The organism is Limnohabitans sp. 103DPR2, from assembly GCF_001412575.1.
Taxonomy (GTDB): domain Bacteria; phylum Pseudomonadota; class Gammaproteobacteria; order Burkholderiales; family Burkholderiaceae_C; genus Limnohabitans_A.
Genome location: NZ_CP011834.1, coordinates 2779998 through 2800233, shown reverse-complemented (window position 1 = coordinate 2800233; position 20236 = coordinate 2779998). Strand labels below are relative to the sequence as shown.

Here is a 20236-nt window from a genome sequence, read left to right as displayed (position 1 = left end):
AAATGATTTCGCGCAAGCCACCCTTTGCTGAAAACGAATTGCTTTTTGTCTACGGTACTTTGTTGTCTGGCCTCAGCAATCACCACCACATGCAAGGTGCAACTTGCCTTGGACCGGCCACGATGCAGGGTGCTTTGTTCGATTTGGGGGACTACCCGGCCATGAAGTTGCTGGGTGACAGGGCTGCGCCGCTGGGAACAGTGCTGGGGGAGTTGTACAAAATTGAAGCGTCTCAGTGGCAGCGGTTGGACGATCTAGAAGAAGTTGATCCTGAATCGATGGCGAATTCCATGTACTTGCGCGTCACAGCCGATGTGACTTGGCTCGCAACTGAATCGCCCCAAGCAGTGCGCGCGCAAGTCTATGTCTACAACTGGTCCTTAGAGGGCAGACCTCCAATCAAAAATGGCGACTTTCGTCGCCATATTTCACTCAAAAAAGCTTAGGCTTTATTCAGGCAACACCAAGTCACCGCGCAAAGAATGTGACAGCGCTGTGTTGATGCGCACATCCACCATCTGACCCACCAAGCGCATGCCATTGGGGCCGGCAGGGAAGTTGACCACGCGATTGCATTCGGTGCGTCCCGCCATTTCAGTGGCGTCTTTGCGCGCAGGGCGCTCGACCAAAATGCGTTGCACCGTGTTCAAGCGGCTGTCGCCAATGCGTTTGACGTTGGCTTCAATGGTGGCTTGCAAATGGTGCAGACGTTTGAGCTTCACATCGTGCGGGGTGTCATCAGGCAAGTTGGCTGCAGGTGTGCCGGGACGTGGGCTGAAGATAAAACTGAAGCTGGTGTCGTAGCCCACATCGTCAATCAGCTTCATCATCTTGTTGAAGTCTTCGTCGGTTTCGCCAGGGAAGCCCACAATGAAGTCGCTGCTCATGGCCATGTCGGGGCGAATGGCGCGCAGTTTGCGAATGGTGCTTTTGTATTCCATCGCGGTGTAGCCGCGTTTCATGGCCATCAAAATTTTGTCAGAGCCGTGTTGCACGGGCAGGTGCAAATGGCTGACCAACTTGGGCACCTTGTCGTACACATCGATCAGGCGCTGTGTGAATTCGTTGGGATGGCTGGTGGTGTAGCGAATGCGCTCGATGCCGGGAATGTCGGCCACGTATTCAATCAGCAGCGCAAAGTCGGCAATCTCGGCGGTGTCGCCCATCTTGCCGCGGTAGGCATTGACGTTTTGACCCAGCAAGGTAATTTCGCGCACGCCTTGCTCAGCCAAGCCGGCGACTTCGACCAACACGTCTTCAAAGGGTCGGCTGACTTCTTCACCGCGGGTGTAAGGCACCACGCAATAGCTGCAATATTTGCTGCAACCTTCCATGATGGACACGAAGGCCGTGGGGCCGTCCATCTTGGCCGGTGGCAAGTGATCGAACTTTTCAATTTCAGGAAAGGTGATGTCCACTTGCGGACGTTTTTTGGCGCTGCGTGCCGCCAAAAGTTCGGGCAGGCGGTGCAAAGTTTGCGGGCCAAACACCACGTCGACATAAGGAGCGCGTTTGATGATGTCGGCGCCTTCTTGGCTGGCCACACAGCCGCCTACGCCAATCAGCACACCCCGTTCTTTAAGGTGCTTGACGCGACCTAAATCGCTGAAGACTTTTTCTTGGGCGCGTTCACGCACCGAGCAGGTGTTGAACAAAATGAGGTCGGCCTCTTCGACGTCTTGGGTGGGCTCGTAGCCCTCGGCAGCTTTCATGACATCGGCCATTTTGTCCGAGTCGTACTCGTTCATTTGGCAACCGAAGGTTTTGATAAATACTTTTTTGCTCACAAGAGACTCCAAGCGGTGACTGGTTTATATCCAGGGGCTGATGGAAGGTGCGCGTCGTGCAGACGGGCGGATTAGCCCTCGATTATCGCAGGGACTGAAGCGCAAACAGCGCCATCACTGAAGGGCGCTGGTGCCAAAGCGTCTTACGTCGCTTCGGGTTTTCTGTAAAACATGGGGTAATAACGCTCGACCACCGGGCCATCAAAGGCCCATGACATGCACTTGCCCACGTGCGGCGGCGGTGTGGTGGGCACGTGCTCTGGCAGTCCTGCTTGTTGCGCTCTGAATTGGCGCGCAGAAGGGATGGTCTGATAAGCCGCGGTGGCCATGTTGAACAACATTTCACGCAAATGGGTGCAGCCTGCAACGCCCCCCAGATGGGCTTCAATGGTTTTGCGCCAACCAGAACCCAAAGTGCAGCCGACCAGCTTGTGCATGTTGAGAGGGGCTCGGTCACATTCTGGATGGGGAATGTGTGCCATGTCGGTGATCACTTCGTGAATTTTGAATTGGTCGTCCACCGTCAAGCGGATGTTCAAACCATGGATCGGCTGTCCTGCTTCCAAGGGGCCTTGGCTGGGGATGACGAAGTTGTAGGTTTTGACATCGGTCAGGGCGGCTTCGATGTCCCACAAGCCATCTTTCCGCTCAAAGCCTGAATAGACCACGGTTCGGGTGTGTGACAGTTTGCGGGGTGCAGGAGATGGCAGTGCCAATGTTGGCCTCTTTGGTAACAAGTTCAATTCACTGATTATCGATTTGATTTGCCTGATTGAATGACCTCAATGACTTCTACTGCCACACATTCATTGGAGAAACTGCGCATTTGTCCTAACAAATGTCCTATTGACAGGTCATTAGGAGTAATGAAACATATCGCCCATGAACCAAAACCTGCCATTGCCCAAGTACCACCAGATTTATCTGGTGTTGTGCGAGCAATTGCAAGAAGGCAAATTCGACGAGGGTTTGCCTGGCGAGTTAGCGCTGATGAAGCAGTTTTCTGTGGCACGCGTCACGGTGCGTCGTGCGCTTCAGCAGATGGCTGAAGAAGGACTCATCAAACGTGAACCAGGTCGCGGCACGCGTCCCGTGAAACGCAATGAAGTCAGTGCCTCCAAACTCGGTGGTGATGTATCAGGTCAGGGCGCTCAACAAGCTCGCTTGACGGGATTGCTGGAAAACCTGGTCACCATGGGTTTGCGCACCTCCGTGAAGGTGTTGTCCGTGCAAACCTTGCTGGCGCCAAAAGAAATCCAAGACAAACTCAAACTTTCAGCCACAGACTGGGTGCAAAAAGCCGAGCGGGTTCGAAGCACGCGAGAAGGGCCGTTGTCGCACATGACCACCTGGGTACCTTCTGAGATTGCCCAAGGTTTTGGTCAGCGTGAATTGGCGCAAAAACCCATTTTGATCTTGCTGGAAGAGGCGGGCGTCAAAGTGGGCCGCGCAGAGCAAACCATTTCTGCGCGCCTGGCCGATGCCGACATGGCGCGCCACTTGGATGTGCCGGTAGGATCCGCCTTGTTGTCCGTGCGCCGTTTGATTTACGACCAGCAAGACAAACCTGTTCAGTGGTTGCTGGGCTTGTACCGGCCCGACCGTTACGAATACCAAATGCAGTTGTCCCGTGTTGGCAGCATTGACGCCCAAATTTGGGTGGACAAAGAGCTGTCGGCGAATTTTCATTGACCGTCCCTTGATTTTCCCTTGACCTTTTAAAGGAGCTTCCCATGACCACACGTCGTCACTTTATGAGCCAGACCGCTGCAGCGGCTTCTGTCATGTCCTTCCCTTTGATTGCTGGCGCGCAAGCCAAGACAGTCAAAGTGGGTGTGTTGCATCCTGTCACAGGTGCTCTGGCGTATTCAGGACAGCAGTGCCGTTTGGGCGCACTGATGGCCATTGAAGACATCAACAAAGCGGGCGGCATCAAGTCATTGGGCGGCGCCAAAATTGAAGCGGTGTTGGGGGATGCCCAATCGAGCCCACAAGCCGGTACTGCTGAAATTGAAAAGATGAACGAAGCTGGCGTGAGCGCTGTGGTGGGTGCCTTTGCATCGGCCATTTGTTTGGCGACAACGCAAGCAGCGGCCAAGTACAACTTGCCCCACGTGGTGGACGTCGGTGTGGCCGATCAAATTGTGGAACGTGGTTTGAAAAACACCTTCCGCTTCGGTCCTGGTTACAAAAAATGTGCGGAAGTGGCTGTGGCCAATTTGCACGTGCTCAACACAGCCGCTGGCAAACCAGCTCGCAGCGTGATGATCATTCACGAAGAGTCTTTGTTTGGCACAGGTACCGCCAACTTGTTGTCTAAAGAATTGCCTGGCTACGGCTACGACGTGAAAGAAGTGATCAAGCACGCCAACCCCACGCGCGACTTCAACAACATTGCCTTGCGCATCAAGCAAGTCAACCCTGACATCGTGATTCCTGCCAACTACTACAACGAGTACGCTTTGTTGGTTCGCACGATGCAGCAGCAAAAAATCACACCCAAAGCCATTTACTCGGTCTTGGGCGGCGCAGCTTCCAGCTACAAGTTTGTCAAAGAATTCCCAGAAGCCGCCAACGGCATCATCGATTGCAACCACTGGTTCAACCCCCGCGACAAGCGTTCTTTGGAATTGAAAAAACGTGTGGAAGCGCAAGGTCAGTTCTTCAGCTACGAGGTGTTCATGACCTACACCGCCATGACTTTGCTGGCTGATGCCATTGAGCGCGCCAAGTCAACAGACCGTGCGGCCATCATCGATGCTTTGAGCAAGAGCACTTTCTCCAATCACATCATGCCCTACGGCGCGACACAGTTTGTGAACGGCCAGAACATGGGTGCGCAACCTTTGATGACGCAAGTGGTTAAGGGTGACATCAAGGTGATCGTGCCTCGTGACTACCGCGAAGTGGAACCGATCTTTCCTTTGAAGGCATAAGCCTTGAGCCCACGCCTTGAACCTTAATTTGAATGGGTCACGATGATGTTTGACGCCAGCATTTTGCTGTCCGCTTTGCTCAACGGTTTAACCACCGGCGCAGTCTATGCTTTGATTGCGCTGGGGTTGACCTTGATCTATGGTGTGCTGCACATCATTAACTTTGCGCACGGGGCCTCGCTCATGATGGCGCTGTATGGCGTGTATGCGCTCAAAGAAAGGTGGGGTGTGGACCCTTATGTGGCTTTGCCTTTCATGGTGCCTGCCATGTTTGTGCTGGGCTATGGCATGCAGCGTTTGATCATCAACCGGGCCAGTCACGGCAAAGATGAAAACATCTTGCTGGTGACTTTGGGTTTGTCCATCGTGATGGAAAACTTGGCCTTGTTGTTTTTCAAATCAGACACGCGCACCATCGACACGGCCTACACCTTGAGCACAGTGGCCATTGGGCCGGAGGCTGTGCAGGTGATGGTGTCCTTGCCTAAATTGGTGGCCTTTGCAGGTGCGCTGGTGGTGTCTGCATTGCTGATCGTGATTTTGCAGCGCACGGATTTAGGCCGTGCCATACGTGCTGTGGCCAAAGAAAAACAAGGCGCACGTTTGATGGGCATTGATGTGGAACACGTCTATGCCATGTGCTTTGGTTTGGGCTTGGCCTGTTTGGGCGCCGCTGCATGCTTCTTGTTGCCCGCTTATTACGTCAACCCCCAAGTCGGCAACGGCTTTGTGTTGGTGGCCTTTACGGTGGTGGTGTTGGGTGGCATGGGCAGTTTTGCGGGCGCCTTGTTGGGCGGGCTGCTGATTGGTGTGGTGGAGTCTTTTGGCGGTTTGTTCTTGGGCGAGTCCTTGGGGCAGGTCGGTATTTTTGTGATCTTCATCGCCGTGTTGTTGTTGCGACCTCAAGGTCTGTTTGGGGCGAAGACATGAGGTTGACACCATGAATCAATTGTTCAAAGACTTGTTGAGCATTGCCCTGTTTGTAGCGCTGGTGGCGGTGATCCCTGTGTTGACTGAATCGGGGGTCACGCTGAACTTTGTGATGATGGCGCTTTTTGCTTGTTTGATTGCCCAAGCTTGGAATGTGCTGGGTGGCTTTGGCGGACAGTTTTCATTTGGTCACGCTTTGTTTTTTGGTACGGGCGCCTACTTTCAAGCCATTGCACAAATGAGTTGGGGGTGGAACCCTTGGTTGGCTTTGCCTTGTGCCATGTTGGCTGCAGGTTTGGTGGGCGCCTGGGTTGGCGCACTGTCTTTCAGGTATGGCTTGAAGGGCTCTTACTTTGCCTTGATCACCTTGGCTTTTGCTGAAGTCTTTCGCATCGTGTCACTGTCGGTGCCTTTCACGGGCGCAGGTGTTGGTTTGATGTTGCCCTTGAAAGAGTCTTGGACCAACATGCAATTCGGTTCGCGCGCCGGTTATGTTTGGTTGATTTTGGGTTTGGTCACTTTGGCTTTGTGCGTCACCGCCTATTTGCGCAACGCCAGGTTCGGTGCTTATTTGCAGGCTGTGCGCGACAACGAAGATGCAGCGCGGGCTGTGGGGGTCAACCCCTTTCATGTCAAAACATGGGCCACTGTGATCTCTGGTGCTTTGATGGGCTCAGCGGGTGCTTTTTATGTTCAAGTGTTTCAGTACATCGATCCCGGCATTGGCTTTGGCTCGCACACATCTGTCGAGGCTTTGGTGGGTGCCATTGTGGGCGGTATGGGCACCTTGTGGGGGCCTGTTTTAGGTGCAGTGGTTTTGCATGTGCTGGCCGATATGACGCGCAACTTGTTTGGCCAGATGCCTGGCATCAACATGGTGATCTACGGCGCGGTGTTGATTGTGATTGTGATGTTCTTACCGCGCGGCATTGCCGGTTTGAGCGACTACTTGCCCAAGTCTTGGAGACGTCATGACTAAGCCAAATGCCTTGTTAGAAGTGCAGGGCGTGAGCCGCTCCTTTGGTGGCTTGAAGGCGGTTCAAAACGTCAGCCTGCAAGTGCCTCAAGGCTCGTTGACGGCCTTGATCGGCCCCAACGGTGCCGGTAAAACCACCTTGTTTGCTTTGCTGTCAGGCTTTTTAACGCCGGACACGGGTCGTGTGATTTTCAAGGGGCAGGACGTTACGGGTCAAGCGCCGCACTTGAATGCCAAATTGGGCATGACGCGCACCTTCCAAATTGTGCAACCCTTTGCCGCACAAACAGTGCGAGAAAACATTGCAGTCGGCGCGCATTTGCACACGGCATCTCGCGAGCACGCTTTGGCAACCGCAGAGCAAGTGGCGCAGCGTGTTGGCTTGGCCGATCAACTCGACAAGCTGGCCAGTGATTTGACAGTGGCGGGACGCAAACGCCTGGAGCTGGCACGTGCCTTAGCCACAGCGCCACAATTGTTGCTGCTCGATGAAGTGTTGGCGGGTTTGAACCCCCAAGAAATTGCAGAAATGATTCCCGTGGTGCGCGCCATTGCAGCATCGGGTGTGACTGTGCTGATGATTGAACACGTGATGCAAGCCGTCATGAGTTTGGCTGAGCATGTGTGGGTGTTGGCGCAAGGGCAATTGATTGCCGAAGGCTCGCCCGCCGAAGTGACACGCCATCCGCAAGTGATTGAAGCCTATTTGGGACACGGTACGGCAGCACGCCTGCGCCAAGCGGAGGTGTCAGCATGAGCGAAATTTTGAACGTGTCACAGCTGCGCGCTGGCTATGGTGCGGTTGAGGTGTTGCGAGGCGTTGACCTGACGGTGAATGCCGGCGAAACGGTTGCCTTGCTGGGCAGCAATGGGGCGGGTAAGACCACTTTGAATGGCGTGCTGAGTGGCTTGGTCAAAGCGCGCAGCGGACACGTGAACTTTGAAGGCCAAGACATCACAGGTTGGCATGCTCGTAAAGTGGTGCAAGCTGGTTTGATTCATGTGCCAGAAGGACGCAAAGTATTTCCCAACTTAAGCGTTTTGGAAAACTTGTCTTTGGGGGCCTTCACCCGCGGCCGTGAAAGACGTGACGCCAACTTGGAAAAAATCTTTGGCATCTTTCCACGCTTGCGTGAACGAGTGAAACAACTGGCTGGCACCTTGAGCGGTGGCGAGCAACAAATGTTGGCCATTGGTCGTGGCTTGATGGCCGAGCCCCAACTCTTGATTTTGGACGAGCCATCCTTGGGTCTTTCACCTTTGTTGGTAGAAGAAATGTTCACCTTGATTGGCCAACTCAAAGCCAATGGCTTGGCTGTGCTGCTGGTGGAGCAAAACGTGGGGCAGTCGCTCGAGATTGCAGACCGTGCTTATGTGATGGAAAACGGTGCGATCCGTTTCAGCGGCAAGCCCGCAGAGTTGTTGGCCAGTGACACCTTGCGACAAGCCTACTTGGGCATGTGAGCAGGACTTTCCCATGAAAAAATTTTTCTTGAAACTGAAATTCTGTGTGTTGGCGTGCGCTGTGGTCTTGGGCAGTGCCCATGCGCAAACCTCTGCTACGGCACCCATTCGCATCTTGGTGGGCGCACCTGCAGGCGGCACTACCGACACCATGGCACGCACTTTGGCGCAGGCGATGGGACAACAATTGGGCCGCGTGGTGGTGGTCGAAAACAAACCGGGCGCAGGCGGTAACTTGGCCGCAGACATGGTGGCAAAAGCGGCACCAGATGGCAATACCTTGTTGATGAGTTTCACCAGCCACGCCATCAATGCGTCACTCTATCCCAGCTTGCCCTTTGACCCCATCAAAGACTTCACACCTTTGACCATGGTCTCCACTTCGCCTTCCGTGCTGGTGGCACATCCCTCTTTGCCTGTGAAAAATGTGGCGGACTTGGTGAAGTTGGCCAAAGAAAAACCAGGGCAGCTGAACTTTGCCATTGGCGCGCTGGGCTCATCTCTTCACTTGGCAGGGGACTCGTTCAAAATGAAAGCAGGGGTCTTCATTGTCAACATTCCTTATCGCGGTACAGCCCCTGCGGTTCAAGATGTGTTGGCGGGGCAAGTGGAATTGATGTTTGCGGCCGTCGGTAACGCGCAAGCGCACATCAAGGCGGGCAAGTTGCGTGCGTTGGGTGTGACCAGCCCCAAGCGCTTGCCAGCCTTCCCCGATGTGCAGGCCATTGGCGAAACACTGCCAGGCTATGAGTCGAGTGCATGGTTTGGTTTGTTTGCACCAGGTCGCATGAACCCCGACTTGGCCAAGCGTTTGAGCGATGCAGCACGCGTGGCGATTCAAACACCCGACGTGAAGCGTCGCATTGAATCTGAAGGCGCCATTCCCGCAGGCAACAGCCCGCAAGAATTCTCCAAATTTGTTGAAGCCGAAATTGTGCGCTGGCGTTCAGTGGTGCAGTACTCTGGAGCTAAACCAGAATGAGTGCTGCCAACATTTCTACCAGCTTGATTGCCAAGCCGACTGGCGCCACTTTGGCGCAAAAGTTGATTGCGCGCGCAGCAGGTCGTGAACAGGTCAGTGTGGGTGAGGTGCTGACGTGCCAAGTGGATTTGGCCATGTTCCACGATTCATCTGGGCCTCGTCGCCTCAAGCCGATGCTGACCGACATCGGTGCGCAAATTTGGGACCGCAACAAAGTGGTCTTGGTGCTGGACCACTATGTGCCCGCCCAAGATGCAGACTCGCAAAAAATTGTTCAAGTCACACGTGACGTGGCCAAAGAATGGCAACTGCCCCACGTGATTGACTCTGAAGGCATCTGCCATGTGGTGTTGCCAGAGCGTGGTCATTTGAAACCTGGTTACTTTTGTGTGGGCGGCGATTCGCATTCACCAACTGGCGGCGCCTTTGGCACTTACATGTTTGGCATCGGTGCAACCGAAATGTTGGGCGTGGTGGCCACCGGCGAAATCTGGGTGCAAGTACCGCAAACGCTGCGCATGGTGTGGTCAGGTGCTTTGCAAAAAGGCGTCTGTGCCAAAGACATGATGCTGCACATGATTGGCAAGTTTGGTATGAACGGTGGCAACTACCAGGCGGTAGAGTTTGCCGGTGATACGGTGCGAGGTTTGGGCATGCAAGAGCGCATGACCCTTTCCAACATGAGCGCAGAAATGGGCGCGCAAGTGGGCCTGATAGCAGCCGATGACGTGACCACAAACTACTTGAAGTCGGTGGGCGTGACAGATGCACAGTTGGAGGCCAGTCATTTTTTTCAAACCGATGAAGATGCCGACTGTCAGCGTTTTGAGTTTGATGCGTCGCAACTCAGCCCTCAGGTGGCCGCGCCGCACAGTCCAGAAAACACGAAGCCAGTGGCCGCATTTGCCAACATTAAACCCACAGTGGCTTACATCGGCGCCTGCACTGGCGCCAAGTTGGCCGATTTGCGTGCCGCCGCTGAAGTCTTGAAAGGCCGCAAAGTTGCGGCTGGTGTTCAATTGCTGGTCGCCCCCGCCAGTGCCCGTGATCAAGCGCAAGCAGCACGCGAAGGTGTGATGCAAATTTTGACCGATGCGGGCGCCAGTGTGCTCCCCAATGCCTGCGGTGCCTGTGCAGGCTACGGCGGTACGTTTCAGGAAGGTGCCACGGTCATTTCCAGTACGGCGCGTAACTTTCAAGGTCGCATGGGTCCCGCCAGTGTGCAAGTGTATTTGGCCTCGCCTTGGACTGTGGCTGCTGCGGCAGTGACGGGTCACATCTCTGATGTGCGCGAGGTGTTGTCATGAGCCAAAACGCCATCACAAGCCACAAGGTTTGGCGCGTGGGTGCCAACATCGACACCGATGCCTTGGCGCCAGGTGCCTACATGAAGCACGGCATTGAGGTGATTGCCGCCCATTGCTTGGAAGTGCACCGCACAGATTTTGCAAATGAAGTGAAACCTGGCGATGTTTTGGTGGCCGGTCCCAACTTCGGCATTGGCTCTTCCAGAGAACAAGCGGCAGGCGCATTGAAATACTTGGGTCTTGCGGCCGTCATTGCCCCTTCTTACAGTGGCTTGTTTTTCAGAAACGCTTTCAACTTAGGTCTCTTGCTGTTGACATGCCCAGAGGCCGACAGTTTGCAAGAAAACGAACACGTGCAATTGACCTACGAAGGCACAACACCTCAAGTACTGACCTCTTCAGGGCGCTTGTTGGCTTGTGCGCCTGTGCCTTCCTTTTTGATGGACATGGTGAAGGCGGGCGGCTTGGTCAATGTGTTGAAACAGCGCATGACCTTGAAGTCTCAGCCGCCATTGAGCGCCCATCTGTCCTCCTGAATTTTTCGCAATGAATGGAAATCCAATGAGTGAGCGAAAGCTTTCCAATTCAACGGCCCTTGATCCCGTCACCTTGGCGGTATTGAAAGGTCGTTTAGAACAAGTGGCCGACGAGATGGACGCCACGTTGTACCGCAGCGCCTTCAACCCTATCATTGCGGAAGCGCATGATGCGTGTCACGGTATTTATGATGGCGTGTCTGGCGACACACTGGTTCAAGGCAAATCTGGCCTGCCCGTGTTTGTGGGGGCGATGGCCTTTGCAGTGCGCGCTGCGGCCAAAGCTGCTGCCACGCGCGGTGGCATGCAAGACGGCGACATTTGGTTGTTCAACGATCCGTATGAAGGTGGCACCCACGCCAATGACTTCAAATTGGTTCGTCCGTTTTTCCGAAATGGCCAATTGTTTTGCTTCTTGGCTTCAGCGGCGCATTGGCACGATGTGGGCGGCGCTGTACCGGGCAACTACAACCCTGCAGCCACCGAGTGCTGGCAAGAGGCGGTGCAAATTCCGCCCGTTCGCATTTTGCGGGCTGGTGTGTTGGATGAAGATGTATTGGCCATTCTGCGCGCCAACACCCGTTTGCCCGACAGCCTCTGGGGCGACCTGAATGGTCAACTCGCAGCGCTGGAGTTGGGTGCCAAGCGCTTGAATGGTTTGCTCGATGAATATGGCGACGCCAAAGTGGCGCAAGCCATGGTGGAGTTGCGCTCACGCGCAGTGCGCTTGATGCGCTCGCACATTGCCAGCTTGCCCGACGGTTGCTACAGCTTCGAAGACCTGCTGGACAACGACGGTGTGGTCGACACACCACTCACCATTGCCTTGGACATGACTGTCAAGGGTGATCGTTTGACCTTGGATTTTTCTCGCACGTCTGCGCAGTGTGCCGGCCCTGTGAACATTTCCAAAGCGACTGCCGTAGCGGCTTGTTATGTGGCCTTGAAGCACGTATTTCCGGATGTACCCGCCAATGCGGGTGTGCTTGATGCCGTCGATTTCATCATTCCCGATCGCTTGGTGATCAGTGCAGAGCGTCCACGTCCCGTGGGTGGTTACACCGAAACCATCTTGCGCATGATCGATGTGATCTTCAGTGCCACAGCACTGGCCGATCCCAAACGTGCTGTGGCACACGCTTACGGCACCATCAATGCGTTGTCGATTGCGGGCCACCGCACCGATGAAAAACGCAAAGGCCAACGCTGGGTGATGTTCAGTTTCTTTGGCGGCGGCCATGGCGGTCATTCAGATGCCGATGGTTTGTCGCACAGCAATGCACCCATTTCGACAGCCACCATTCCGCCTTTGGAAATTTTGGAAGCGGCTTACCCTGTGCGCTTTACGCAATGGGCCTTGCGTGCCAACTCCGGTGGCGATGGGCAACACCGAGGTGGCTTGGGTGCCGTCTACGAAATTGAACTGCTGGAAGAATCGGCAGAAGCCTTTATTTTTGGTGAACGTGGTAAAGCCTCGCCCAAAGGCATTGCGGGTGGACAGCCTGCCTTGCCCAATGTGTTTGAGTACGAAAATGAGGGCGTGTGGAAAACGCCGCCCATGGTCTCCAAGATGTTGGGGATTCGTTTGAAGAAAGGCGAGCGCGTGCGTTTGCAAACACCCGGTGGCGGCGGTTGGGGCAAGCCTAGCGATCGCAGCGCCGAAGCGCGCGCCAAAGACATTGAAGAAGCCTACGTTTCAAAGGAAAAATCATGAGCCAGAAACGCTGGGTGGTCGGTGTGGACGTGGGCGGTACGTTCACCGATTTGTTTGTGCTCGATGAGCAAACCGGAACCGCACGCATTGTGAAAGTGCCTTCAACACGCGGCGAAGAAGCGCGTGGTTTCATGAATGGCATTCAGAAAATTTCAGAAGATGGTTCTGCGTCAGGTGTGGCCAGCATTGTGCATGGCACCACCGTGGGCACCAATGCATTGTTAGAGCGCAAAGTAGCCCGCACCGGCATCATCACCACACGCGGTTTCCGTGATGTGTTGGAAATGCGACGCCGTGATCGGCCTCAAACTTGGGGTTTGCGCGGCAGCTTCACGCCCATCGTCCCACGTGCTTTGCGTTTGGAAGTGGACGAGCGCGTGTTGGCCGATGGTCAAATCCACACGCCTGTCGACATCGATCAAGTGAAAGCCCAAGCGCAAGCTTTGCTGGACGCTGGTTGCGAAGCGGTGTGCGTATTCTTCATCAATGCCTATGCCAACATGGCCAATGAACAAGCCGCCGTGGCGGCCGTGCGCGCCATGTGGCCCAACCCTCACGTGACCGCGGCCAGCGAAGTCTTGCCCGAAATTCGCGAGTTTGAGCGCTGCTCTACAGCCACCTTGAATGCGGCTTTACAGCCCGTGGTGGGCAGTTATTTGACGCGTTTGGAATCTGATTTGCGCGGTCAAGGCTTTGAAGGCGAATTGCTGATTGTGCAAAGCAATGGCGGCGTGATGTCGCGTCAAACTGCGTGTGATGTTCCGGTTCGCACAGCCTTGTCAGGCCCTGCAGCAGGTGTCATGGCCTGTGCGGCCATTGCGCGCGCAGCCGGTTACCCCAATGTGATGACCGGCGACATGGGTGGCACTTCGTTTGATGTGTCCTTGGTGGCGCAAGGCGAGGCAGCCTTGGCAGCGCAGACGTCCATTGAGTTTGGCTTGGTGGTGCGCTCCCCCATGATTCAAATTGAAACCATTGGCGCAGGCGGTGGCTCCATTGCTTCTGTAGATGCCAGTGGCATGTTGCAAGTAGGTCCCGAGTCGGCCGGCAGTGTGCCAGGCCCGGCTTGCTACGACCGTGGCAACACACGGCCTACCGTGACCGATGCCAATGTGTTCTTGGGCCGCATCGCTGCCGACCGTCCTTTGGGTGGTGGCTTGTTGCAAGCCTTGCGTGCGGACCTGTCGGAGCAGGCCATTCAAAAGCATGTGGCAGAGCCTTTGGGTCTCAGCACTTTGGAAGCAGCCGAAGCCATTTTGACGGTTGCCAATGCCAAGATGGCCGGTGCTGTGCGCGTGGTGTCGATTGAAAAAGGTCACGACCCCCGTCAATTTGCTTATATGCCCTTTGGTGGCGGTGGTGGCTTGCATGTGTGCGCCATGATGCGAGAAGTGGGCGTGGCCACCGGTATCGTGCCACGTTACCCCGGCGTGACTTCAGCCTTGGGTTGTGTGATGGCCGACATGCGCCATGACGCCGTGCAAACTTTGAACCAAGCTTTGAGTGATGTGAACTTCACAGAGGTGCTGGCGCGCATCGACCAATTGGCAGAGGCTTGCCAAGCTCGCCTTGATTCTGCGGGGGTGCGCTTTGTCGCGGTAGATGAAAACATTGCGCTCGACATGCTGTTTACCGGCCAAACCCACACACTGCAAGTGAACGTGCAACGTTCGCAGTTGTCAGCCGAGGGTTTGCGCCAAGCGTTCACTGAAGCGTATCAAAACGCCTTTGGCCGTGTGCTTGAAGGCCCCGTGATTCGCGTCATGAACTTGCGCTATGCCCGCATTGGCCGTCGCCCCAAATTTGACTTGTCAGTGTTAGCGCCTGTGGGTGCCGGTAGCACGCAGCCTTTGGGTGTGCAGCGCGTGTATCACCAAGGACAGTGGTGGGATGCCCAGCGCTATGCCCGTTTGGAATTGCCGATTGGCGCCAAGGTAAATGGCCCGGCCATTTTGGAACAGGCCGACACCACCGTGTGGTTGGAGCCAGGCTTTGAAGCCAAAGTGGATGACATGGGCAATCTGCTGGTCACCGCACAAGTTTGAATTCAGCGCACGCTTCCATGAAGAAAGTTTTGTCATGACCCAGCACTCAAAAATCGCAGCGGCACGCACAGCCTTGATCATTGTGGATTTGCAAAACGACTTTTTGTCGCCCCAAGGCGCTTATGCGCGTGGCAATACCGTCAGTGCAGAAGCCTTGTTGTTGCCTGCCCGTGTTGCACCTGTTGCTAAAGCCTTGAAGGCTCAGGGGGGCTATGTGGCGGCCAGCCAATTTACCTTGTGGCCCGATGCCAAAGGTGAACCGATGGTGTCACCTCATTTGCTGGAAAAGCGACCCTTCTTGCGCAAAGGCGACTTTGCACCTGGCAGTGTGGGTCAAGCCAATGTGCCAGAACTTCAAGATTGCGTGGACTTGGTGGTTTGCAAAGTGGCCTACTCGGCATTTTTCAACACCCAACTCGATTGGGTGTTGCGCAAAGCCGGTATTGAAACCGTGGTGGTGTGCGGCATTGTGACCAACGGCGGTGTGGCCAGTACCGCACGCGACGCCCACTTGCGCGATTACAACGTGGTGGTGTTGAGCGATGCTTGCGCCGCGTTCAGCGATGCTTTGCACCAAGCTTCATTGGCCGACTTGGCCTCGATTGGCAAAGTCACAACTTGCCGTGAATTTGTCAGTAGCCTGGCATGAGCGTCGTGGAAGAAACCATCCACACACCTGTGGCCATTGTGGGAGCAGGTGCCTGCGGCCTGACAGCGGCATTGGCTTTGCACCGACAAGGCATTGAATGTGTGGTGCTAGAGCGCGACGCGGTACCGGCTGGATCGACCGCCTTGTCCTCAGGTTTTGTGCCTGCACCCGCAACTCGTGTGCAAAAAGCTGCCAAAGTTGAAGACTCGCCTGAATTGTTTGCTCAAGACATTCAACACAAAGCACATGGCCAAGCCGCGCCTGTTTTGGTCAAGGCCTACAGCGAGGCCATAGGCACTGCGATGGATGATTTAGAAAAACATCATCACATCCCATGGCAATTGCTGGACCAGTTTTTGTACCCTGGTCACAGCGTGCACCGCATGCATGCTGTCCCTGAAAAAACGGGCGAAGGTTTGATGACCCGTTTGCGCGCAGCCGCCGATGCGGCCGGTGTGGTCGTGTTAACGCAGGCGCAAGTGACGGCGCTGCATGCCGATGACACGGGCCGCATCAACAGCCTCAGCTATTCACAACCGGATGGCGCGACCAGCAACTTAAATTGCGACGCCGTCATCTTGGCTTGCAACGGTTTTGGCGGCAATGCCGACATGGTGAAGCAACACTTGCCCGCCATGAAAGATGCGCAGTATGCCGGCCACGTGGGCAACGACGGGAGTGCCGTTGCCTGGGGCTTGCAGTTGGGCGCTGCCTTGGCCGACATGGGGGCCTACCAAGGCCATGGCTCGTGGGCCATTCCGCAAGGCAGTCTCATTTCGTGGGCCCTGATGATGGAGGGCGGCGTGCAGATCAACGCCTTGGGTCAGCGTTTTCACGATGAGACCCAAGGCTACTCAGAAGCGGCTGTTCAAGTTTTGAATCAGCCGGAGGGTGTCGCATGGAATGTATTCGACAACCAGCTGCTGCGTTTTGCGCAAGACTTTCCAGATTTTGTGGCAGCGCAAGCGGCCGGTGCAGTGAAGTCGGCTGCCGATGTCGCGTCTTTGGCGGCCATTGTGGGGTGCCCTGTTGAGACCCTAGCAAACACCTTGTCTGCTGTGAATCCAAACAATGCAAAAGATGCTTGGGGCCGCACTTTCAAGCGCGCCTTAGAAGCCCCCTTTCATGCCATCAAAGTCACCGGTGCCTTGTTTCACACACAGGGTGGCTTGAACATCAATGGACAGTGCCAAGTGCTGAAACCCCATGGCGAGCCATTGCCCAATTTGTATGCTGCCGGTGGTGCCGCACGGGGCGTTTCTGGCGCTGAGGTGTGGGGCTATTTATCAGGCAACGGCCTGCTCAGTGCCATTGCAGGTGGCCACATTGCGGCACTTGCCGTTGCACAAACCATTTCGGAGAAAACAAGATGACTTCCAAAGCCACCCACCCTGCCAACTTGGCCCAAAGACTGACGCAACAAAAGGCTTTGTTGGCCCCGGGTGTCTATGATGCCTTCAGTGCGTTGATTGCAGAGCAAGCTGGTTTTGAAGCCTTGTATTTGTCGGGTGCGTCCATCGCTTACACCCGCTTGGGTCGCTCAGACATTGGGCTCACCACGGCAACCGAAGTGGCACAAACTTTGGCGCATATCACCGATCGCATTCGCGTGCCCGTGATCGTGGACGCTGATACGGGTTTTGGCAATGCCCTCAACACGCAGCGCACTGTGCGAGATTTTGAACGTGCGGGTGCTGCAATGATTCAAATTGAAGATCAAACCTTTCCCAAGCGCTGTGGTCATTTGGATGGCAAGGGTGTGGTGCCTGTGTCAGAGATGCAAGGCAAGTTGAAAGCAGCACTGGACGCACGTCACAGCAGCAATACCTTGATTTTGGCGCGCACGGATGCATTGGCCGTGGAAGGTTTAGAGGCTGCGCTCGAACGAGCAGAAGCCTATTTGGCTTGCGGTGTCGATGCATTGTTCATTGAAGCTTTGCGCACCCCCGAGCAAATGGACCAGGCTTGTGCCCAATTTGCGCAACGCATTCCATTGCTGGCCAACATGGTGGAAGGCGGCCAAACACCCATTCAAAGCGCCCATGAATTGGGTGAGCGTGGTTTCAGAATTGTGATTTTTCCGGGTGGTACGGCACGCGCAGTAGCCCATACTTTGCAGGGCTACTACGGCAGTTTGCATGCGCACCAAACCACCACGCCTTGGCGCGATCAGATGCTCAATTTTGATGACCTGAATCAAGTGATTGGCACACCGGAATTATTGGCACACGGAAAACAGTACGATGGCAAGTCATGAATCCGCAAACTAAACACGTCTGTGTCATCGGTGCTGGCATTGTGGGCTTGTCCACGGCTTGGCGCTTGATGCAAGACGGTTGGCAAGTCAGTGTGATTGAAGAAAGCGCTGCACCTGGCCTGGTCACCAGCTATGCCAATGGTGCCCAACTTTCTTACAGCTATGTGGCCCCCTTGGCCGAACCTTCTGCGCTCAGCAACTTACCCAAGTGGTTGCTGAAAAAAGATGGCCCCTTGCGAATTCATCCCTCTTTGTCGCCTGAGTTTTTGCGCTGGGGTTTGAGTTTTGCTTCGCATTGCACAACGGTCCGCGCCCATCAAACCACCCGCGATTTGCTGGGTCTGGGTTATTTGTCTCGTCGCATCTTGCGAGAGTGGTTGGCCGATGTACCCGCCAGTTGGGCCGCCTCAGCAGGTTTGGATTACCGTACCAATGGCAAGTTGGTGGTGTTTCGCGATCCAGCAGCCTTGGCCACGGCCAGCGCTCAAGTGGACTATCAACGCAGTTTGGACGTGGGCTGCGAGCAGTATGTACTTTCAGCAGCTGAATGTGTTGACAAAGAACCTGCGTTAGCGGCCATGCAAAGCAAGTTGGTGGGCGGCATTTACACACCTTCGGAAGATGTGGTCGACAGCCACGGCCTGTGCATGTTCTTGGAGCGCTTGATAGTGTCCCGCGGCGGTGAGTTGCGTTACGACACACGCATCACAGATGCTGTGATCGAAGGTCAACGCTGCGTGGCATTGAAACTCAAATCACAAAGCGCTGCGCTAGACGATGGGGATGCGTCTGCGCAAGTTGAAGAATTCAAAGCAGATTTTTTTGTGGTCGCTGCGGGTCTCAGCAGCCGCGAGTTGCTTCAAAAATTCGGCACCCGCGCACCCTTGTTAGGGCTCAAAGGTTTCTCTATCACGCTCGATTGTGAACATGGCATTGCGCCCTCAGTGTCCATCACAGACAGCCATCACAAAATTGTGTTTGCCAAACTCGGACATCGCTTGCGGGTGGCTGGCATGGTTGATTTGGGACGTGAAAACCGCGACATCGAGGCCCCTCGCATTGCGGCTTTGATCAAGCAATCACAAGACAATTTTCCAGAGGCAGGGGACTACAGCAAAGTGCAAACTTGGGCGGGTCTGCGCCCTGCAACACCATCGGGGCGTCCGATCGTTGATCAAACTGTTTGCGAAAACGTGTATGCCAACATCGGGCATGGCACCCTGGGGCTAACCTTGGCTGCCGGATCGGCCGATTTGTTGGCCGACAAAATGGCAGGCCGCCCTAGCAGCCTGCCAATGATGCCTTTCTCCTTCAAAGCCGCTTAGGAATTTTTTACGGCTGCTTCTTGAATTCGAAGCGTTAACAAAGCCGCAATGCACAGCAAAACACCAGCAAAAACAATGACATTCGTTGGGTTGCTGTCCAGCCAATGTGTGTAGATGAAGGGCAAGGTGATCATTTGGAAAATCATGGGCAACACGATGAACATGTTGAAGATGCCCATGTAAACACCCGCCCGCTCTTTGGGAATGCTACCGGCCAGCAAAATGTAGGGGTTGCCCATGATGCTGGCCCAAGCCAAGCCAACACCCACCATGGGCACAAACAGCAGCCAAGTTTGTTGCACCGAGGGCAAGAGCATCATGCTGATGCCTGCCAAGCTGAGGCACAAGGCATGAATGTATTTAGGGCCCCATTTGCGAATCAAGGGCATCAATGCAAACGCAGCAATGAAGGCCACGAAATTGTAGAAACCACCAATTTGGCCATTCAACAAACTGGCATCTCTGAAGGCACTGGTATTGGGGTCGCGGGTGCCAAAGATCGACAAGGCCAGAGCAGGCACGATGTAAATCCAGTAGCACATCATGGCGTACCACTGAAACAGCTTCATCCACCAAAGTTGGCGCATGGTGCTTGGCATGTTGCGAATCGCATCCACAATTTCAGCCAGCGTTGCTTGGATGCCTGTCTTTTGCGACTTGATGTGCGCAATCTCCTCCTCCGTCAGGGGCAATTCGGGGGTTGATTTCACGGACCATGCCACCGTGCTGATGGAGAACACAGCGCCAATCATGAACGCAATGACGGTGAGATGCGGGATGTTGCTGCTGTTGACGGCGTCTTTGTCAATGCCCATCAAGAACAGCAGCGTAGGCGTGAGGTAGGCAAATGTTTGCGCCAGACCCGTGAAAGCACTTTGCGTTAAAAATCCCAATGCATGTTGATCTTTGTTGAGTCGATCGCTGACGTAAGCGCGGTAAGGCTCCATCGTGACGTTATTGGCAGCGTCCAAAATCCAAAGCAGACTGGCGGCAAACCAGAGTGCAGGGCTGAATGGCATGACCAACAAACAAATGCTGCACAGCAACGCCCCAATCAAAAAGTAAGGTGTTCGGCGTCCCCATTTGCTCAGCGTTCGATCGCTCATGGCGCCAATCAAAGGCTGGATCAACAAACCTGTCATTGGCCCTGCCAGCCACAGGTAAGGCAAGCTGGCTTCATCTGCGCCCAAGTACTGATAGATGGGACTCATGTTGGCTTGTTGCAAGCCAAAGCTGTATTGAATTCCGAAGAACCCAAAATTCATTTGCAAGATTTGCCAGAGCGACAGGTGTGGTTTCAGCAAGTTCATGGGTTGTCCAATCAATGA

19 protein-coding genes are annotated in these 20236 nt (G+C 54.9%); 16 read left to right on the top strand and 3 right to left on the bottom strand.

Going from position 1 to position 20236, the window contains the following annotated elements:
• Positions 1–2 precede the first annotated feature (2 nt).
• Positions 3–446 carry a gamma-glutamylcyclotransferase family protein gene (locus tag L103DPR2_RS13520; protein WP_055361613.1) on the top strand — a complete coding sequence of 148 codons (444 nt, stop codon included), beginning with the start codon at positions 3–5 and terminating at the stop codon, positions 444–446.
• Between the two features lie 3 nt (positions 447–449).
• On the opposite strand, the gene miaB is transcribed toward L103DPR2_RS13520, so the two are convergent.
• The gene (gene miaB, locus L103DPR2_RS13515) at positions 450–1787 is read right to left on the bottom strand and encodes a tRNA (N6-isopentenyl adenosine(37)-C2)-methylthiotransferase MiaB (RefSeq protein WP_055361611.1); all 1338 of its coding nucleotides are present in this window, start codon (positions 1785–1787) and stop codon (positions 450–452) included.
• A 143-nt stretch (positions 1788–1930) separates the two neighbouring features.
• Complete coding sequence (locus L103DPR2_RS13510) at positions 1931–2503, bottom strand: DUF2889 domain-containing protein (protein WP_197274884.1); 573 nt, start codon at positions 2501–2503, stop codon at positions 1931–1933.
• A gap of 166 nt (positions 2504–2669) precedes the next feature.
• On the opposite strand from L103DPR2_RS13510, the gene L103DPR2_RS13505 reads away from it, so the two are divergent.
• Genes L103DPR2_RS13505 through L103DPR2_RS13435 form a run of 15 tightly spaced genes read left to right on the top strand, consistent with a single transcriptional unit; the run spans position 2670 to position 18908 of the window.
• Complete coding sequence (locus tag L103DPR2_RS13505) at positions 2670–3479, top strand: GntR family transcriptional regulator (RefSeq protein WP_055361609.1); 810 nt, start codon at positions 2670–2672, stop codon at positions 3477–3479.
• 41 nt (positions 3480–3520) lie between these two features.
• Positions 3521–4723, top strand: coding sequence for an ABC transporter substrate-binding protein (locus L103DPR2_RS13500; RefSeq protein ID WP_055361607.1), 1203 nt, complete (start codon positions 3521–3523; stop codon positions 4721–4723).
• A 45-nt stretch (positions 4724–4768) separates the two neighbouring features.
• Entirely contained in the window at positions 4769–5653 is an 885-nt protein-coding gene (locus tag L103DPR2_RS13495) for a branched-chain amino acid ABC transporter permease (RefSeq protein ID WP_055362064.1), read from the top strand.
• A gap of 10 nt (positions 5654–5663) precedes the next feature.
• Entirely contained in the window at positions 5664–6632 is a 969-nt protein-coding gene (locus tag L103DPR2_RS13490) for a branched-chain amino acid ABC transporter permease (RefSeq protein WP_055361605.1), read from the top strand.
• Complete coding sequence (locus L103DPR2_RS13485) at positions 6625–7386, top strand: ABC transporter ATP-binding protein (RefSeq protein ID WP_055361603.1); 762 nt, start codon at positions 6625–6627, stop codon at positions 7384–7386. Before L103DPR2_RS13490 ends, L103DPR2_RS13485 begins: the two co-directional genes overlap by 8 nt.
• Complete coding sequence (locus L103DPR2_RS13480; protein ID WP_055361601.1) at positions 7383–8093, top strand: ABC transporter ATP-binding protein; 711 nt, start codon at positions 7383–7385, stop codon at positions 8091–8093. Before L103DPR2_RS13485 ends, L103DPR2_RS13480 begins: the two co-directional genes overlap by 4 nt.
• Positions 8094–8106: 13 nt before the next feature.
• Entirely contained in the window at positions 8107–9075 is a 969-nt protein-coding gene (locus L103DPR2_RS13475) for a tripartite tricarboxylate transporter substrate binding protein (RefSeq protein WP_055361599.1), read from the top strand.
• Positions 9072–10382: a 3-isopropylmalate dehydratase large subunit gene (locus tag L103DPR2_RS13470; protein ID WP_055361597.1), complete on the top strand. Its 1311-nt coding sequence runs from the start codon at positions 9072–9074 to the stop codon at positions 10380–10382. Before L103DPR2_RS13475 ends, L103DPR2_RS13470 begins: the two co-directional genes overlap by 4 nt.
• Complete coding sequence (locus tag L103DPR2_RS13465) at positions 10379–10918, top strand: LeuD/DmdB family oxidoreductase small subunit (protein WP_055361595.1); 540 nt, start codon at positions 10379–10381, stop codon at positions 10916–10918. Before L103DPR2_RS13470 ends, L103DPR2_RS13465 begins: the two co-directional genes overlap by 4 nt.
• Before the next feature lie 25 nt (positions 10919–10943).
• A complete protein-coding gene (locus tag L103DPR2_RS13460) occupies positions 10944–12632 on the top strand; it encodes a hydantoinase B/oxoprolinase family protein (protein ID WP_055361593.1) in 1689 nt (562 codons plus the stop codon).
• Positions 12629–14677 carry a hydantoinase/oxoprolinase family protein gene (locus L103DPR2_RS13455; RefSeq protein ID WP_055361591.1) on the top strand — a complete coding sequence of 683 codons (2049 nt, stop codon included), beginning with the start codon at positions 12629–12631 and terminating at the stop codon, positions 14675–14677. The genes L103DPR2_RS13460 and L103DPR2_RS13455 overlap by 4 nt, the downstream gene beginning before the upstream one ends.
• A 34-nt stretch (positions 14678–14711) precedes the next feature.
• Positions 14712–15326 (top strand): cysteine hydrolase family protein, encoded by a 615-nt coding sequence (locus tag L103DPR2_RS13450; RefSeq protein ID WP_055362063.1) that lies wholly within the window; start codon positions 14712–14714, stop codon positions 15324–15326.
• Entirely contained in the window at positions 15323–16699 is a 1377-nt protein-coding gene (locus L103DPR2_RS13445) for an FAD-dependent oxidoreductase (protein WP_055361590.1), read from the top strand. Before L103DPR2_RS13450 ends, L103DPR2_RS13445 begins: the two co-directional genes overlap by 4 nt.
• A complete protein-coding gene (locus L103DPR2_RS13440) occupies positions 16696–17583 on the top strand; it encodes an isocitrate lyase/PEP mutase family protein (RefSeq protein WP_055361588.1) in 888 nt (295 codons plus the stop codon). The genes L103DPR2_RS13445 and L103DPR2_RS13440 overlap by 4 nt, the downstream gene beginning before the upstream one ends.
• Positions 17580–18908, top strand: a complete 1329-nt coding sequence (locus L103DPR2_RS13435) for an FAD-dependent oxidoreductase (RefSeq protein ID WP_055361586.1) — start codon at positions 17580–17582, stop codon at positions 18906–18908. The genes L103DPR2_RS13440 and L103DPR2_RS13435 overlap by 4 nt, the downstream gene beginning before the upstream one ends.
• Here the strand turns inward: L103DPR2_RS13435 and L103DPR2_RS13430 are convergent.
• On the bottom strand, positions 18905–20218 hold the full coding sequence (locus tag L103DPR2_RS13430) for an MFS transporter (protein ID WP_055361584.1): 1314 nt from the start codon (positions 20216–20218) through the stop codon (positions 18905–18907). The genes L103DPR2_RS13435 and L103DPR2_RS13430 overlap by 4 nt on opposite strands.
• Positions 20219–20236: the final 18 nt, after the last annotated feature.